The 17,960-nt window shown below is 35.4% G+C and carries 11 protein-coding genes and 1 pseudogene; 2 read left to right on the plus strand and 10 right to left on the minus strand.

Features of this window, described 5'->3' with window-relative positions:
• Position 1: 1 nt before the first annotated feature.
• The 5 genes from A9D35_RS03575 to A9D35_RS03595 all read right to left on the minus strand — a co-directional run bounded on the left by A9D35_RS03575 (position 2) and on the right by A9D35_RS03595 (position 6,775).
• Positions 2–565 (minus strand): helix-turn-helix domain-containing protein, encoded by a 564-nt coding sequence (locus tag A9D35_RS03575; RefSeq protein WP_066219132.1) that lies wholly within the window; start codon positions 563–565, stop codon positions 2–4.
• A gap of 163 nt (positions 566–728) precedes the next feature.
• The gene (locus A9D35_RS03580) at positions 729–1,259 is read right to left on the minus strand and encodes a DUF3347 domain-containing protein (protein WP_066219137.1); all 531 of its coding nucleotides are present in this window, start codon (positions 1,257–1,259) and stop codon (positions 729–731) included.
• Positions 1,260–1,284: 25 nt separating this feature from the next.
• Positions 1,285–2,526 carry a TolC family protein gene (locus tag A9D35_RS03585; protein ID WP_066219140.1) on the minus strand — a complete coding sequence of 414 codons (1,242 nt, stop codon included), beginning with the start codon at positions 2,524–2,526 and terminating at the stop codon, positions 1,285–1,287.
• The gene (locus A9D35_RS03590) at positions 2,523–6,242 is read right to left on the minus strand and encodes an efflux RND transporter permease subunit (RefSeq protein WP_066219143.1); all 3,720 of its coding nucleotides are present in this window, start codon (positions 6,240–6,242) and stop codon (positions 2,523–2,525) included. Before A9D35_RS03590 ends, A9D35_RS03585 begins: the two co-directional genes overlap by 4 nt.
• 119 nt (positions 6,243–6,361) lie before the next feature.
• On the minus strand, positions 6,362–6,775 hold the full coding sequence (locus A9D35_RS03595; RefSeq protein ID WP_066219145.1) for an HYC_CC_PP family protein: 414 nt from the start codon (positions 6,773–6,775) through the stop codon (positions 6,362–6,364).
• Between the two features lie 350 nt (positions 6,776–7,125).
• On the opposite strand from A9D35_RS03595, the pseudogene A9D35_RS19805 reads away from it, so the two are divergent.
• Positions 7,126–8,255 (plus strand): annotated as a pseudogene (locus tag A9D35_RS19805) (SusR-related protein).
• A gap of 5 nt (positions 8,256–8,260) precedes the next feature.
• Positions 8,261–8,587, plus strand: coding sequence for a DUF6377 domain-containing protein (locus A9D35_RS19390; protein WP_066219153.1), 327 nt, complete (start codon positions 8,261–8,263; stop codon positions 8,585–8,587).
• A gap of 356 nt (positions 8,588–8,943) precedes the next feature.
• Here A9D35_RS19390 and A9D35_RS03615 read toward each other — a convergent pair whose 3' ends face one another.
• The 5 genes from A9D35_RS03615 to A9D35_RS03635 all read right to left on the minus strand — a co-directional run bounded on the left by A9D35_RS03615 (position 8,944) and on the right by A9D35_RS03635 (position 17,957).
• Positions 8,944–10,968, minus strand: coding sequence for a glycoside hydrolase family 97 protein (locus A9D35_RS03615; protein WP_066219156.1), 2,025 nt, complete (start codon positions 10,966–10,968; stop codon positions 8,944–8,946).
• A 27-nt stretch (positions 10,969–10,995) separates the two neighbouring features.
• Positions 10,996–12,249 carry a glycoside hydrolase family 99 protein gene (locus A9D35_RS03620; RefSeq protein ID WP_066219160.1) on the minus strand — a complete coding sequence of 418 codons (1,254 nt, stop codon included), beginning with the start codon at positions 12,247–12,249 and terminating at the stop codon, positions 10,996–10,998.
• Positions 12,250–12,353: 104 nt separating this feature from the next.
• The gene (locus A9D35_RS03625) at positions 12,354–13,859 is read right to left on the minus strand and encodes a RagB/SusD family nutrient uptake outer membrane protein (protein ID WP_066219162.1); all 1,506 of its coding nucleotides are present in this window, start codon (positions 13,857–13,859) and stop codon (positions 12,354–12,356) included.
• 33 nt (positions 13,860–13,892) lie between these two features.
• Positions 13,893–16,820 carry a SusC/RagA family TonB-linked outer membrane protein gene (locus A9D35_RS03630; RefSeq protein WP_141675465.1) on the minus strand — a complete coding sequence of 976 codons (2,928 nt, stop codon included), beginning with the start codon at positions 16,818–16,820 and terminating at the stop codon, positions 13,893–13,895.
• A 42-nt stretch (positions 16,821–16,862) separates the two neighbouring features.
• Positions 16,863–17,957, minus strand: coding sequence for a hypothetical protein (locus A9D35_RS03635; protein WP_066219170.1), 1,095 nt, complete (start codon positions 17,955–17,957; stop codon positions 16,863–16,865).
• Positions 17,958–17,960: the final 3 nt, after the last annotated feature.

Here is a 17,960-nt window from a genome sequence, read left to right on the forward strand (position 1 = left end):
TTTATATAATTTTGTCTAATGTTTTTCTATCCCACTTTTGTAATGTTTTAAATTGAGTCATTGACATTCCAGTAATCTGTTTAAACTGACTCGCCAAATGGCTACTACTCGTATATCCTAAATCATGGGCTATTTCTGTAAACTGTAATTGGTCTAACTGCAAGAGTTCTTTTACTTTTTCAATTTTTAATTGAATAAAATATTTTTCAATAGTTATCCCCATAGTTTTACTAAACAACTTACTTATTACTGAATAATCTTTTGGAATGTGTGCTGTTAATACTTCCGAAAGTTTAAGTTTCGTATCCACTTGCTGGTCTAAAATTTTAACCAGGATCGTTTTGATACGCTCTATAAGGATATCATCTTCACTTCTAATCAGTTCAAACCCAAGTTCCTGAAGTTTAATTTTTAAAGTCTTATAGATGTCATCTGTGATAGGTTCTATAGTAACCTCTCCTAAATCTAATTGATAGACAGCAATACCTAAAGTTGCAAGCAATTGACTTACCGACTGCTTGCAACGTTCGCAAACCATATTTTTTATGTAAATCTGCTGTTTCATTTTAGGTATTATTTTAGTTGTTTTTTATATAACTGTTCGCGTTCTCCCACAATACATTGTTTTAGTTAGGCTGAACTTGTTTCTGCATCCCACACACAGACTCTATTGTAATTCCATTTATGAGCCTAGGAATTATATTAATAGTTGCGGATATTCAGAATTATTAATTTAAAGTCTCTTGCACCACCCCGCAATGCAACATAGCATCGCCGTAATACGGATTATTTACTTCCTTTTCTTTGGCAAACCAGTTTGCTCCACCTTGTAAAGCCATTGGACAATGTTGTTCGTAAATTTCACCCGATGAAATGTTACTTGCCAAAATAGGTTTTAAAGCAGTTGTTAACTCTGAAAATAATTCACGTTGCACTTTAATATCATCGGTTTCAGAAATTTTTACTGCCAACGCTTTTACATGCTCATCGGTATTGGTTTCGGCCAACATTCTAGCACCGCTTTTTGCTTCTTCAGCATCTGAATTTACCAAAGCCGTTTTTAAATGAATGTAATGTTGAAATGCAGCACCCACCTGCGCATCCTTAAATTGCAAGGCTACTTGTGGTGTTTGAGTTTCTACAACTTCTGGGGTTTCAGTAACTTCTACAGCGTTTTTGGTTTCATTTTTACAGGCCGTAACAGTAATTAAAGCTAAGGCTAATACTGTGGTACTCATCATTTGTTTTACATTTTTCATAATTTTAAAGTTTTATAGGTTCTACTTATTGGGTTAAATAATTTATTATGGCTTGTTGTCTATAATACATTTTTACCGCTTCTATGCGGTTTACATCATACTTTAATTGCAACTCTTCAATATCTAAAACATCATCGAAATCTATCATTCCTGTTTCGTAACTTTTTAACAATATCTCTTGTGCATGTTTTGCTTGCTCTAGATTTTCAAGTTGCGTTTTATAACTAATTTTTGCCGCATTTCTAAGTTTCTCTGCGGTGTCTAATACTCCTGTTAGACTATTTTTTTTATCTGCTTTTTGTGTTTTATAAGTTTCCTTTTGAATCTCGTTTTGAATCGCTTTTGATTTGTATTTTGAATTGAAAATAGGAATAGAAACAGACACCATAGGCATCACGATATCTTTCCCATTATCGGCTATGCTCATATCTTGACGTTCTTGTACCGTTATATAATCCAGTCCGAAACCAATCATAGGGGCACGCTCTTTCTGGTTTAATGCATAGGACTGCTGTACAGATTCATATAACTTATCGAATTGCAACAATTCGGGATGTAAACTATTTATAGATTCTATCTGCAAATCAGGTTCGCTAGGTATTTCTATGTCTGAAGGAATTACAATAGCAACCTCTTTTTCTCGATTTAAATCCATATTAATTAAAGTCTGACGCGCTAAATAATCCTGTTTTAAAACCTCCATTTTTTCTTGAATTTCATTTTGTCTCATTTTCAATTTTAACACATCAACTGCTGAAGCCTGCCCAACTTCTATACTGGTTAGCGCCAAAGTTTCAAAGGTTTTTAAAAGTTCTATTTGCTCTTGTAGGACCTCTTGTTTAGCCTTTATAGCCCATAATTCGTAATAATTTTGAGAAATAGACATAACTAACTTGCGTTGAGCAATGGCAATAGTTTCGTACTGGGCATCGGCCAGCGAAGAGGCATATTGTTCGCGTGCCGTTATCGAGCCAAACCAGGGTAACATTTGTTTTACCGAAGCCTTAAATACTTGTGGTCCTGTTCGCGTTTCTGGTTCACTTACAAAATACCCCATGCTAAATTCGGTATTCGGGATAACTTGTACTTCATTACCTTTCTCGACAGCCAACTTGTATTGTAAATCGGCATTTTCAATAGCTGTGTTGTTTGCCAAGCCCATTTGAATTAAGGCATTTAAATCTTGAGCCTGAAGCGAACTAATTGCTCCAAAAGCACAAATCAACAAAACAACACTGTGTAGCCTATATGTTTTACCTATTTTCATGAGTTATATTCTAATTTAGATTGCATTCTTTTCGCTTTTAATTCTTCTCTCCAGCTAAATAATACGGGAACAATAAAATAAGATGTCACATCTATAATCATCCCCCCGAAAGCAGGAATAGACATCGGAATCATGATATCGCTTCCCCGACCTGTAGACGTTAATACGGGCAATAAGGCTAGAATAGTTGTTGCTGTGGTCATTAAACACGGACGAATACGTTTCTCACCTGCCCGTATTGCTGCTAGTCGAATTTGTTTAATATCCTTTGGTTTCTCTTTTTCGAAAGTTTGGGTTAAATAGGTTGCCATAACTACACCATCATCGGTTGCGATTCCAAACAGCGCAATAAATCCTACCCAAACAGCCACACTTAAATTAATAGGATGCATCTGAAATAAATCGCGTAAGTTTTCTCCAAACACATTAAAGTTTAAAAACCAACCTTGTCCGTATAACCACATCATAATAAAACCTCCGGCAAAGGCTACAGAAATTCCTGTAAATACCATTAAGGATGTGGAAACCGATCTAAACTGAAAATACAAAATCAGCAGTATAATTAATAATGCCAAAGGCACAACCACTTGTAATGTTTTTTCGGCATGTAACTGATTTTCATAGGTTCCGGTAAACTGATACGTAATTCCTTTAGGCACCACCAATGCACCGTTTTTAATATTATCTTTTATTAATTGTTGCGCATGTTCTACCACATTTACTTCTGCAAAGCCATCTAGTTTATCAAACAATACATACCCTACTAAAAAGGTGTCTTCACTTTTAATAACCTGCGGACCTTGCTCGTAATTTATGTTTGCTAATTCGCTTAAAGGCACCGGACTTCCCTGCTCTACCGGAATGTAAATACCACTTAAATCGTCTGGACTAGACCGTAATTCTCGGGGATACCGTACACGTACACCATACCGTTCGCGACCTTCCACGGTTTGTGTAAGTACCATACCACCCACCGCAACTTTTAACTCATTTTGAACGGTTTCTATAGATATGCCATACCGTGCTAATTTTTCACGATCAATATCTATCAACACATACGGCTTCCCTACAATACGATCGGCAAAAACCGCTTCCTTTTTAACACCTTCGGCTGCTTTTAAAATAGGTTCCAAAGCTTTGCCAAAAGCTTCAATTTGTTTTAAATCTTGCCCCTTAATCTTAATTCCCATAGGCGCACGCATTCCTGTTTGAAGCATGACCAATCGGGTTTCTATGGGCTGTAATTTTGGTGCAGAAGTGACCCCTGGGAGTTGTGTTTTCGAAATAATTTCATTCCAAATATCGTCTGCCGATTTAATTTCTGGTCGCCAGTTTCTATAAAACTCACCGTCATCATCAGGAATAAGTTGTTGCTTTGCATTAAGGGTTTGCCAAGCTTCTGTTTGATCCGCTCGCAAGGACATGCCATTTTTCAACACGTATTCGCCATCATCGTTTACTTTATAACGTTGACGTTTACCGTTTTCATTTAACATATATTCAGGTTTATACTGAATAATATTTTCGTACATCGATAAGGGCGCAGGATCTAAAGCAGACTCTGTTCTACCCGCTTTTCCCACCACGGTTTCAATTTCAGGAATACTGGCCACAGCCATATCCAACTGCTGAAGCACACGTTTATTTTCGGTTACCCCAGCATGCGGCATAGAAGTTGGCATAAGCAAAAATGTACCTTCGTTTAAAGATGGCATAAATTCTTTGCCGGTGTTTTTCATTATATACACGCCAAAAATCACCAAGCTTGTAGGAATCATTAAAAACAAAGCTTTATTCGCTAAAGCCCAACTTAAAATCTGGGTGTAATAGCGTCTAAAAACAGTAAAGAATCCTAGTAATCCGAAACAGATTATCGAAACAAAAATAAGGTTAACAAAAATACTGTTCGAAACTCCTAAAGGGCGCCAATATTCGGCTAATAACCCTACAATGGCAATCGCTACAAAACTAGTTTGAATCGTGTTTACTCGAGAATCTGACCACTGATATCGTTGTTTTAAAAACCCTAAAACGCCAAAAACCACCAATAAACCTCCAATAAAGTATCCATTAAATATTCCCCATAAACCCAATGCTATTAATCCGATATTGATAATACCCACAATCATTTTTTTTACTGGTCGTTTTCTAAACACAAAAGCTGCAAATGGAGGGATTAAAAATAGAGCTACAATAATAGAAGCCGTTAAAGCCATCGTTTTAGTAAATGCCAACGGACGAAATAATTTACCCTCGGCACCCACCATGGTAAATACGGGAATAAAACTTATAATGGTGGTCATGACCGCAGTAATAATGGCACTCGAAATTTCGGCAGTGGCCTGATACACCACTTCGTTTATAGGCTTCCCATCGGTATTTTCATCGAGGTGCCTAATAATATTTTCCGATAAAATAACACCAACATCTACCATGGTACCAATGGCTATAGCTATCCCGGATAAAGCCACTATATTGGCACTTACTCCAAAGAATTTCATAGCAATAAAAACCATTAAAACGGCAACAGGTAATAACCCGGAAATTAAAATTGAGGCTCTTAAATTAAAAACCATTACAATAATAACAAGTATGGTAATCAGGACTTCTAAAGTTAAAGCTTCGTCTAAAGTATGTAAGGTTTCTTGTATTAAGACCGTTCTATCGTAAAACGGAACGACTGTTAGTTGAGATACCGTACCATCTGCCAAAGTTTTAGAAGGTAAACCATCGTGCAATTCGTCTATCTTTTGCTTTACATTGGTAATCACTTCCATAGGGTTTGCACCATATCGCGCTACGACAACCCCGCCTACCACTTCGGCACCTTCCTTGTCTAAAATCCCACGTCTGGCTTCTGGCCCTAAACTAACATGGGCAATATCTTTTATGCGGATAGATTTAAAATTTGTAGCTGTAACCACCGCATTTTCTAAGTCGGATATCGATTTAACATATCCTAATCCGCGCACCAAATACTCGGCCTGATTTATTTCTAAAGTCTGAGCACCAATTTCCTGATTTGAAGCTTTAATAGCTTTAACCACGTTTTGAAGCGAAATATTATATTGCTTCATTAACTCACGGTTTACATCTATCTGATATTCTTTAACATACCCGCCAATAGATGCGACTTCCGATACGCCACTTGCCGACGACAAGGCATACTTTACGTAGTAATCTTGTATACTTCTAAGTTCTTGCAAATCCCATCCTCCTGTGACATTGCCATCGGGATCTCGACCTTCTAAAGTATACCAAAATATTTGGCCTAAACCAGTGGCATCTGGCCCTAAACTAGGGCTTACGTCATCCGGAATTAAACCACTAGGTAAGGCGTTTAACTTTTCAAGAATTCGACTTCTACTCCAATAAAACTCAACATCATCATCAAAAATGACATAAATACTAGACACCCCAAACATAGAGGAACTTCTAATAGTTTTTACGCCAGGAATCCCTAATAAAGTGGTGGTTAATGGGTAGGTGATTTGATCTTCTATATCCTGAGGGGAACGTCCATCCCACTTGGTATATACAATTTGTTGATTTTCGCCTATATCGGGAATAGCATCTACAGCTACAGGATCACTCGGTAAAAACCCGGTATCCCATCCAAAAGGAGAATTTACAATTCCCCAACCTATAAATAAGGCGAGCATTAAAACCGCTACTAATTTATTTTCTATTAAAAATTTAATGCATTTATTTAGCATGACTGCATTTTTAAACAATTAAACAATGATAAAACCATTGAAATCCGCCTACCAATTGGTACACAGAAACTTATCCTAAAAACATAATTGTAGAGGATAACGGGTAATTGTTATAAAAATCAGATTAAGAAAGTATCGTACTCCAACTGTATATCGGAGACGAGCAAAGGCGGTGAATACGCCTGGAAGGGAATAATTTGTTTTGGTAAAGCTACAAATAGCGATTGGTAAGTATAGACAAACGTCGTTACAAACAATTGCTGATCGAGCGTTAACTGGCTAGGCACAGATTTTAATTCATCTTGCCCATTTACAACCACTTTATGGTCTGTACAGCATCCTTTTTTGGAAATAGCGCTTTTTAAAGGCGGCGCCTGCAGCTCTTCCATACCACAACCAATAGCATCTTTATTTATAGCTACGTCTACTAAAGTTTCTCCACAATAATGCATATCTACACTAAACGAAAACGTAGAAAACAATACGACAAAAGACATCGTTATAGCTAATATTTTATGGAAAGGACTTTTCATTGCAACAAATTTAATGAAAAAAAATGAAGCGTTTTAGATTTAACGTTCTTTTAAGGATACTTCTAGTTTATACTGACTATTTTCATTTCCTTTTTAATAAACTTTTAAATAATTATAGGTTTATTCCAAACTTAAATTTTACTATATTGCTAATCTGAAAGCTAAAAAATAAATAAAATTATAATATTGTAGTCGTTTAACCCCTATAATTTAAAAATGCGCTATTTATTAAGTCTACTAATCTTTTTTTATGCTTTGAAGGAATTGGTCAAAACACAGAAAGTATTCTTAGCAAACTAGAAGAAACACTATTAAAAAAGGATCAATATCTAAAAGAAAAATATGCTAAAATAAACCTATTAAAACACGAAGTAGAAAAATATAATGTTACTGATGATACAGAAAACTTATACGAAACCTATTTATCCTTATTTACAGAATACCGTTCGTTTAAATACGATTCTGCATATTATTTTTTGGAAAAGGCCAAATTAACAGCCATGCAATTAAACGATTCTTTATTACTCTCTAGAGCTAAAATTAAAGAAGGTTTTGTTCTACTTTCGTCTGGTTTATTTAAAGAATCTATAGACACTTTAAACAGCATAAACGTTAACAAATTACCAAAACCATATAAATTTGAATATTACGCTGTTAAAGCCCGTTCCTTTTACGATTTAGCAGATTATAACAAAGATCCCAGATTTAGTATTAATTACATAAAAAAGGAAACCAATATCTAGATAAAGCAATAAGCTACGCCGAACCCAATTCTAATAGTTTTTGGGCTACGGAAAGTTTAAAACGTATGAAACGGCAAGATTGGAAAGGGGCTGAATTTGCTTTTAATTATTGGATTAACAATTACAATTTACCCCCAGAGTTTTACGGAATCGCTACTTCTAGCCTAGCTTATGTATTCTCTGAACGTGGCTATAAAGATAAAGCTATAGACTACCTAACTTTAGCAGCAATTTCCGACATAAAAAATGCCACCAAAGAAACCGTAGCTTTACGAAATTTAGCAAATGAATTATTTTTAAAAGGGGATTTAAATCGTGCTAACCGCTACGTTACTTTAGCTATGGACGATGCTACATTTTATAATGCGAGACATCGAAAAATTGAAATATCTACCATATTACCCATTATTGAAGGCGCACAACTACTTAAAGTTAAAAGCCAAAAAAGTAAACTCGAAAAAATTGTGGCGCTTTTGGCCATTTTAGCAATAATAATTATCATCTTTTTTATTATAATTTTCAAGCAATTACGTGCAAAAAATCTTTCTCGTAAAGCGCTGTTCGAAACCAACGAAAAACTAAAAGAAATGAACGTTAATTTGCGTGAATCTGATGCTATTAAACAAGAATACATCACTTATTTCTTAACTGTTACTTCTAATTTTATACATAAAATAGACTCTATTCAAAAAGCAACCATCCAAAAAGTTATTTCTAAAAACCCGATGAAATTTTAGGAGTAATGAATAGGTACAGTATAAAAAAAGAACGCGAAGATTTATTTAGACATTTCGACGAAGTGTTTTTAAAATTATTCCCTTCATATATTGAAGATTACAACAAGTTATTCCCAGAAGACCAACAGGTGATTTTGAAACAAAATGAACTTTTAAACACAGAGCTTCGCATTTTTGCTTTGTACAGGTTAGGCATTCAGGATAGTAACCAATTGGCAGAATTTCTAGAATTATCTATCGCAACGATTTACACTTATAAAACTCGTATAAAAAGTCGATCGCTTTGTAAAGATAGTTTTGAAGATAAGATTATGGCTATTAAAACCTATTAAAAACACATCTCTATGCAGTTAAAGCTATAAAATAAAAATTTTCCATCCAACTACCAGTTCCAAAAGTTAGTTTTTTAAAAGCTGCTTAAAATTCAATAGCCCCAGTTTCCTTAAAAGAAATTGATAATAGATTTTTAGGATTCGTATTTTTTATTTTATAAGTTTTTAGGCAACTAGCAACTAAAAATGAATCTCTAATATGAAATCATTTTAAGGCTCTTCTTTTTGACTCTATTCTTATATTAAATTGTACTATTGACAAAAATTTGCAACTAAAAAAGACCCAACTTAACTTTGGGTCTTTTCATTAAAACAAACAAAATACTAACGAAATTAACACTATAAACACTAAAATATTAGTTCTTATCTTTTAGTACAAACCTAACTGCTGCACCACCTCCTGGAGCCAAATGTAAGGTTAGAGTTTCGCCTTGGTTTAATGTTTTATTAGCCATTATTACGGGATAGGGATTAGTTTTATAACGAGCATCTTCACCATCTGTATACAATTCTGCTTCGTAAGTTTTACCGGAGTCTAAAAAGCTTAAAGGAATTGTAAGTGTTCTGGATTCAGCATTGGTAATTGCTCCTAAATACCAACTATTTTCGTCCCAATCTTGTCTTGCCATAACAACATACTCTCCTATTTTAGCATCTAAAACTTTGGTGTGCGACCAAACTTCTGGTACATCTTTTATAAACTGAAATTCGGGTTTACCTTCATAATTTTCTGGTAAATCGCTAGCCATTTGTAGCGGACTAAATAAAATAACGTATAATGCCAGTTGCTTTGCTAATGTTGTTTGAACCATAGCGTTTTGAGGGGTTTTATAATCGAAATCGAAGTTACCTGGCGTAAAATCCATTGGTCCAGATAGCATACGTGTAAATGGTAATATAGTAGTATGCTCTGGGGTATTTCCTCCATCTGCAGACCATGCATTATATTCCTGTCCGCGTCCACCTTCCTGTGTCATTAAATTAGGATAAGTACGTTGCAACCCCGTTCCTTTAACCGGTTCATGATTATCTATCATGATATGGTATTTTGCTGCGGTTTCTATAATTTTTCTGTAATGCCTTACTCCATATTGTCCATCGTGCCATTCTTTTTTGTTTAAATACTTATTTACATAACCTGTCTTTACAGCATTTACACCATTTTTCTGATACAACTTAAAAGCATCCTCTACTTGGTCTTCGTAATGTGCCGCAGCTCCTGCTGTTTCGTGATGCCCAATAAGTCTAACATTTTTTTTAGCGGCATAATTACAAATAGCTTCAATATCAAAATCTGGATAAGTTTCTGTAAAGCTAAATGCTGTACCGTCGGCAGTCCAATCACCATCCCAGCCTTTATTCCATCCTTCTACTAAAACGCCGTCAAAACCATTCTCGGCTGCAAAATCGATATAACGTTTTGTATTCTCTGTAGTCGCTCCATGTTTTTCGCCTTGTCCCCACGTATACTTTTCTAAGTGCATACCCCACCAAATACCGATATATTTTGAAGGTTCTACCCAAGATAAATCGTCTATTTTTGAAGGTTCATTTAAATTAAGCATTAATGTAGAAGTTACGAGGTCGCCAGGTTTATCTGCAACAATTATAGTTCGCCAAGGGGTTTCGAAAGGGGTTTCGGCATATACTTTTACACCATCTGCCCAAGGCACCAACTCACTTGTATATTGATTATTTTTTGTTTTCCGTAAGGTCATAGAAGCAAAGTCAGTTAAATTGGCTTCGTGAATTGCCAAATACTTCCCACTCTTCGTTTCAATAGTTGCTGGAGTGTTTATGGTATCTGTTTTACTTATTGCCGTTTTTCTATAAAAACTTTCGTAATAACTATTTTCAGAATGTACAGGAATCCACCATACTTTATGCTCTTCTGGAAAAGTAAATTCCGTTATTTCGTTAGCAATTTTTACTTTATTTAAATGAGGTTGCTTCGGAAATTTATATCGAAATCCTATACCATCATTAAACACTCTAAACACCACATCTACTAACCGCTGTTGTCCTTTTGTTTCCTGTAAATGCACAACCATTTCGTTATGATGGTCTGTAATGGTTTTAAATTCGCCCCAAGGTTGTTCCCAACGGGCATTAACCGTATGGTGTTCTGTACTTATAATTTTAAAACCATCGGTTAAAGGTTCGTCTTCTTGAAATTCAAAACCTAGTTTGGAAGGTTCTATAATCGATTCTCCGTTAGATGTTAACTTATATTCGGGTACCCCGGCCTCTGTTAAATAAAAACTTAAGGTGTTTTTAGTATTGGGAGAACTCACTTCTAAATCCTGTTGTTTTTCGCTACAAGACACAAATAGCAACATTCCTAAAGCTATGAGATATAATTGATTTCTGTTTTTTTTCATGTTATAAACTTTAATAAGATTGAAACCTTATTCTACTTCATTTAATATTTTTATGGCTTTATCCGGCTGCATGGATACAAAATAATAGAACGCCTGATCTAATTGCTTTTGAATTTTCACATTACTCTTTTTTGATTCTCTTAATTGAAATAACTCACCAATATTTTCAAAAAATTGACCAAAATACTGTACACCCGTAAATTGTTTTACCGTATTTATATACCTATAACCAAACTCTTGTGTTGGCTCGAACATGGTGCCTTCTCCAAAATCATTCCAGGTAATTAATTGCAAATAATCTGCTTCTACATGTGTTGCTAAACTTAATGTTTCGTTTAAGGTAGCGCCATTATTATGCGAAATGGTAAAACCAATATCTGTGTTTGTTCCGCCTTCTTTATAAAAGTCTTCAAAACCGGGATAAGCTGCTGCCATACCTACTTTTAATTTAGGAAATGAAGTGGTGTAAAAATCGCTTAAAAAATTATTGTTTTGGTACACCCATGCATATTCCCCTTGCGCATTTTCACCGGCCTCGTAAGATTGATTCCATAAGGTTAAAAAAGTGGGTTTAGTATTTAAAACACTAAATACATCTGTCCAAGCCTCTGGTGATTTTAAAGTAATTGGTCCAAAATTAAGCAACAAAGGTTTAGCTTCTAAATGAATATAATTTACATCTGAAAAGTATTTCTTTTGTATATATCGCATATCTTGCTTAGCTGCACTTTCTACAGTAGGAGCCAAATTAGCATCTACTATATTTTGAAGAAATCGATCTTCATAAACAATCGCATATTCTAATCCAACTGCTTCTAACATGGCGATAACTTGTTCGGTATTTTCTTTAACCAGGGCATAATCATTAAGATTATACGTACCATACCAATCTATTAAAATGCCATCTATTCCAGCATATTTCATAAGCAACAAATGGTTTTCAATAACATTTTTATCACCAGAGTGGTATGGACCAATTAATGGATAATAATGCGATGCTATTTCTCGTTTCCCATCAGCATCTGTGTTATTTGGATTTTTATTTGCCATAGTCCAATGATAGCCCCACTGTTTATTTTCACTGCTTTCGTTAGTTTCAAACCAAGCCATGTAGTGCATATATACTTTCATTTTATTAGTTTTAGAAACAGGAACGGCATCTAATACTTCCAGCTCGTCATTTTCTTTCTGAGGTTTTGTATCGGAAGTATCGTCACTACAGTTAATATTAACTACAACAAATAAACAAGTTAGGAGTTGCTTAAATAGGGCTATTTTCATGTTTAAATATTTTAAAAGACATTACTGTTAAAAGAAGCTAACCTTCTATTTTTTATGACTATTTCTAAAAAACAAAGTGTATAGAAGGTTAACTTGACTTACTATTAATATCCAGGATTCTGTTGTAAATTACTGTTCTTATCTAGTTCTTGTTGTGGTATTGGAAAGATAGCTCTGTACGCTGGCGTAGCATTCGGGTTACCCCACCACGGCTGAAAGAACGTTCCAAAACGGATATTGTCTGTTCTGCGTTTACCTTCAAATAAAAACTCACGAAGTAACTCTTTGTCTAAATAATCTAGATCTATAGTTGCAGGTGTTTCTACTCCTGCCCTTGCTGTTATTTGATCTATAAATGGACGCGCTAAATCTGGCGAACCTAAACGTACATAACACTCGGCTTGCATCATTAAGATCTCTGCGTAGCGAATTAAAACAAAGTCGTTATCACGCTCCCATTGGTCGCCTGCATTAATTTCGTATTTATTTAAACGTACGCCTTCGTTTTGTTTGCAATCTTCTAAATTCGACACATCCTCTGTATAAGATAGTGGCTCTCCGCTATCCATAATAATTACGGATCCTGTTGCTAAATTAATTTGATCGCCTTGTAGCATGGCTGCTTTCCGTCTATCGGCATCCTCAAAAGTAGAATATACGCCAGGCGTTGCACACATACCATTTGCCGACCACGGGTAATCTCCCGTTGGAGACACCGCGAAGCGTTGCAAGTAATGGTAAGACATCGAGCTCATATAATTTCCTAAGGTACCAGCATCGTTGGCATACGGAATAGCTAAAATTGATTCTCCAGAGGTTTCATTATTTGTTGCGAAATTTGCGAAGATGTCTGGTTCTAGCGTATACCCCGATATTTTTTGGCAGACTTCTATACAATCTTGCCAACGCGGTGTTCCAATAAAAGATTCTGCATTTAAATAAAGGCGTGCTAATATGGCATTTGCAACATGCTGGGTGAATTTAGAGTATACTTTCCCCGATGGTAAATACGGAATAGTTTCTAACAACTCCTGCTCTACAAATTGGAATACTTCTGCTCGAGTTGAATTTGAAGGTAAATCTAAATCTTCAAAATCTGTAATGATTGGCACATTACCAAAAAGATCTAATAAATTATAATAGTAATAGGCTCGAACAGCCCTTAATTCGGCATAAATAGGGGTTTTAGCATCTTCTGTTAGTCCAGATTTATCGATTTGATAAATGATGGAATTAATTTTTGAAATTCCAGCATAATTATAACGCCATGCCGATAAGATCATCTTATTTTGAGCATCCCAAGTATGCCTATGTGCTTGAATATATTGTCCGCCATCGTACCAATCTGTACCTCGTGTAGGAATAATGGCTTCATCTGAAGCTACTTCATTCAAAAAAAACACGTATTCGCTGGCAGGCCAATTATTAGAAATTTCGTCTGCAAACCCTCTTAAAGAGGAATAGGCACCACCTACTAGAGTTTCAATTTCTTTAGGGGTTTGCCCAAAATTGTTATCCTGAACTCTATCGTATAACTCTTCATCTAAATTAGTGCAGGAGCTAGAGAATAGAATTCCACCAAGTAATAATAAACTTATTTTAATTTTCATTTGATTCTGTTTTAATATTCGTTATCCTGTAGCTTAATCTTTAAGTGTAATATTTAGCCCAAAGGAGAAGGTTCTCGGTCTTGGGTAACTATTAAATCTATCTATTCCTGGATTATCTAAACCAGTTAAACCTACTTCTGGATCTACGCCACTATAATCTGTAAACACTGCTAAATTTTCTCCCAAGAAATAAACGCGCATTCCACAGCTTGAATTGACATTTGTAGGTATGTTGTACCCCACAGAAAGTGTTTGTAACCTAAAGAAAGAGGCATCCTCTATCCAATATCCAGAGTACGTAGCAGGCGAAGTAATACCGCTACTTAAAAAGTCGTCTGTTACATTATATGTTGGCAAGCGATTAGGGTCGTTAAGCATCATATTTGTAGCATTTAATACCTTTTGGCCAAAATTGCCATAACCTGAAAGTGCTAAATCGAAATTCTTATATGTAAAATTCATTCCGACCCCGATGGTAAAATCTGGTTGCACATCGCCAAGCACAGAATCTTCGTCTGCTAATATAAATTCACCATTGTCGTCTAACCCAGAACTTTTCTTACCCCAAAACGTTCCCACGGGATAACCTTCCTTAATAACTTGAGAAAACTGTCCAGACATACCAGATAGTCCATGTAATGAACCACTGTAAATAACATCGGTTTCGTAAACTTGATTAGATAACTTTTCTATGATTTGCTTATTACTAGATAATGCTACGTTTGCATTCCATGTAAAATCTGAACCTTGTATAATATCGGCATTTAAAGACAATTCAAACCCTTTATTACTTAACTCACCCACATTGGCAAGCATAGTACCTACTAAATAAGGTGGTTGTGGTACTTGGTAGGTGTATAGTAAATCGCTCGTTAACTTATTATAAAACTCTAAAGATCCGCTAACTCTATTAAAAAAGCCAAAATCGATACCAATGTTTGCTTGCGCGGTAGATTCCCATTTTAAATCTGGATTTGGGTTTTGAGTTGGGGAATAGGCCAACTTCCAACTATCGGTAGCCGGATCGTAATAACTATCGCTTCCTACACCTAATATTGCCAGAGATTTATATTCTCCAATACCATCTTGATTACCAGTAACCCCATAGCCCGCACGTAATTTTAAAGTTGTTAACCAAGACGAATTGTTTGCAAAGTCTTCATTAGTTATATTCCAAGCTATAGAAGCAGAAGGAAACACACCCCATTTATGGTTGTCACCAAAACGGCTAGATCCATCGCGTCTTACCGTAGCCGTGATCATATATCGACTATCGTACGAGTAATTAACTCTTCCAAAGAAAGAAATTAATTTAGAATTACCTTTATAAGAATAGACATCTCCTAATCTGTAATTTTGCCCTGCGCCTAAATTATTGTATCCAAATAAATCGGTGTCGAAACCAGCGCGCTGTGCACCAAAGCCGTCGTAAGTATTATCTAAATACGAATACCCAGCCATAGCACCAATGTAATGATTACCTACATTTTTATTATAATTTAGATAGGTTTCCAACTGCATGGTGGTATATTCTCCTAAAGTTTTCTGACCATAACCCCGTTCTGGACGTCCTTGAATAACGGCATAAGAGGGTCTGTAGAAACTATTTTTTGTAGAATTATTTTCTAAAGACATATTAACAGTTGCTTTAAAATCGTTGAAGAAATCGAATTCTGTTTTAAAGTAACCCAGTAAACGATCTTTTTTACTATCTGCAATTCTGTTCGTTAATATTTCTACAGGATTTTCATTTAAGGTACCTCCTACCTCGGTAAAATCACCATTAGCATCACGTACAGGAATTGTTGGATTTAAATTGAAAGCACGTTCGAAAATACTATAATCCACAGGATGCCATTTATCTATATTTGCAAATAAGCCTGCATCAAATTTTAACCGGTTATGAAATGCATATTGATGCCCGCTTAAATTAGCACTAAGACGTTCTAGACCAGATTCTTTTATTATTCCTTCTTTATCTAAGTAAGAAATTGAAGCGCGAAGCCCACTACCATCTCCTCCTGAATTAAAACTTAATACATGCGATTGCGACAAAGCTGTTTGTTCCAACTCTTTTTGCCAATTTGTATTTGCTCCATAATCTATGGCATCTTGAACATTGTTATCTCTAACATAGCCACGCCATTGATTTGCGGATAAAATATCTAAGTGACTGGCTGCATTACTTACACCTGTTAAACCCGTATAGGTTACAGATTTACCTTTTTTAATACTTTTAGTTGTAATCATAATAACACCATTTGCTCCACGAGAACCATAAATTGCCGTAGCTGATGCATCTTTTAATACATCCATGGTTTTAATATCAGACGGTTGCACCGTATTGATATCTACTCCAGCAACACCATCTACAACTACTAACGGATTATTACTTGCTGTTAACGAAGTTCCTCCTCTTAGTCTCATTGATGCCCCTACACTAGGGTCGCCAGTATCTTTACTAATAACCAATCCGGATACTTTACCTTGTAATACCTGCTCTGTAGAAGACACGTTACCTTGTAAAAAGTCGTCTGAAGTTACCGAAGAAATAGCACCAGTTAGATCTGATTTTCGCATAGAGCCATATCCTACAGCCACTAACTCTACAGCGTCTAAGGCATAGGTATCGCTTTCTAACATAACGCTTAGTGGTAAACTTGTTGCATTACTTATAACTAACGATTGTGTAACAAATCCGACATAAGAAATATCTAACTGACTTCCATTTTCTACAGTTATACTAAAATGACCATCGAAATCTGTTGTTGTTCCATTTTGAGTTCCAGATTCTATAATCGTGGCACCTATTAAAGGCTCCTGATTACTATCTACAACTGTTCCTTCTATTGTTTTTTTATCCTGTGCATACATCTCTACCGAGACCATAAGCACTAAGCTCAATACACTTAACCATTTTAAAGTTAAAGTATAGGTAGAGCATATATGTTGTTTTTTCATATTCATTCTAATCAAAAATTTAGTGATGATTGAGTAACTTAATTACTCTACGTTTTTTAAAGGCATTACGGTATCGGAAATAAGTCGATCATTATTATCGGTAACCATTACATGTATTTGTGTTAATCCTGTAATACCATATAATTCCGAAACTAAATCTACAAAGCCTTTAATTTCTGAAGTACCGCCAGAAAATTCGCCTGTAATTACTTTAGGTCCTGCAGTTATTTTATACTTAAGCATAGTAACACCGCGCTCATTATTAATTCTACTCATCCCTAAAAAGTCTTTCTGACTGATATTTAAAGGAAAGAATCTAAACTCAGGATCTGGCGGTTGCACATATTCTGCAGCTAATAAAACTTGGTCTCCAGAGTTTGCTACCCAATCTTTGGCAACCATCAAGAAGTTAATTTTTTCCATAATATACCCGTCATAATACCCTTCTTGGGTACCATAATACTCTGAAGGAATTAAATCCATTCTATAGAAACCATTACCTAAATCTTTTAATTTAGTTTTTTCTACAACTTCGGGAACCCATGCTTGATATTCCTGTAATACCTCCCAATCGTTTAAACCACTATGAAAATGAACACTTGATACACCTTCAAATCCATCTACTAGGTTAGCATTAAATAAAATACTTAAACCACTTGTTAAAGTTGGTTTTTCAGGATACGATCTAATCATTTCGTTAGCCGAATAAAAGGAATCGAAAGGCGTGTAAGGCACTTGCGATACACTAGATTGCATACTTCCTGTTTTGTCCTTAAGGCGAAACCAAAACCCAGCACTAGCGGCAATATCGTCTGCACTTACAGAAAAATAGTCTGTTGGTGTTAAAGTGAAACTCCAAACCATGTCCCCTTCATACTTTAATTTTGCAAAATCTGATGAGTTTTCCCAATTTCCAGCATCCGGTTCAGATGGAGACCAAATCCAAATATAAAGGTCTTGGGCCTCTGCAAAACTGGTATTTACCAAATCGAAATACCAGGTGGTTTCCTCATTATAATTATAAATAACAGGATACGACCATATTTTGCCAACATCTCCAGCTTCAACCTGTGCTTTAATCGTATAAGACGACAAGGAAAAAGCTATTAGTAAAACGTATAGTAAAGTCTTTTTCATAAG

The sequence above is a fragment of the Formosa haliotis genome (assembly GCF_001685485.1).
In the GTDB taxonomy this organism is placed as follows: Bacteria; Bacteroidota; Bacteroidia; order Flavobacteriales; family Flavobacteriaceae; genus Formosa; species Formosa haliotis.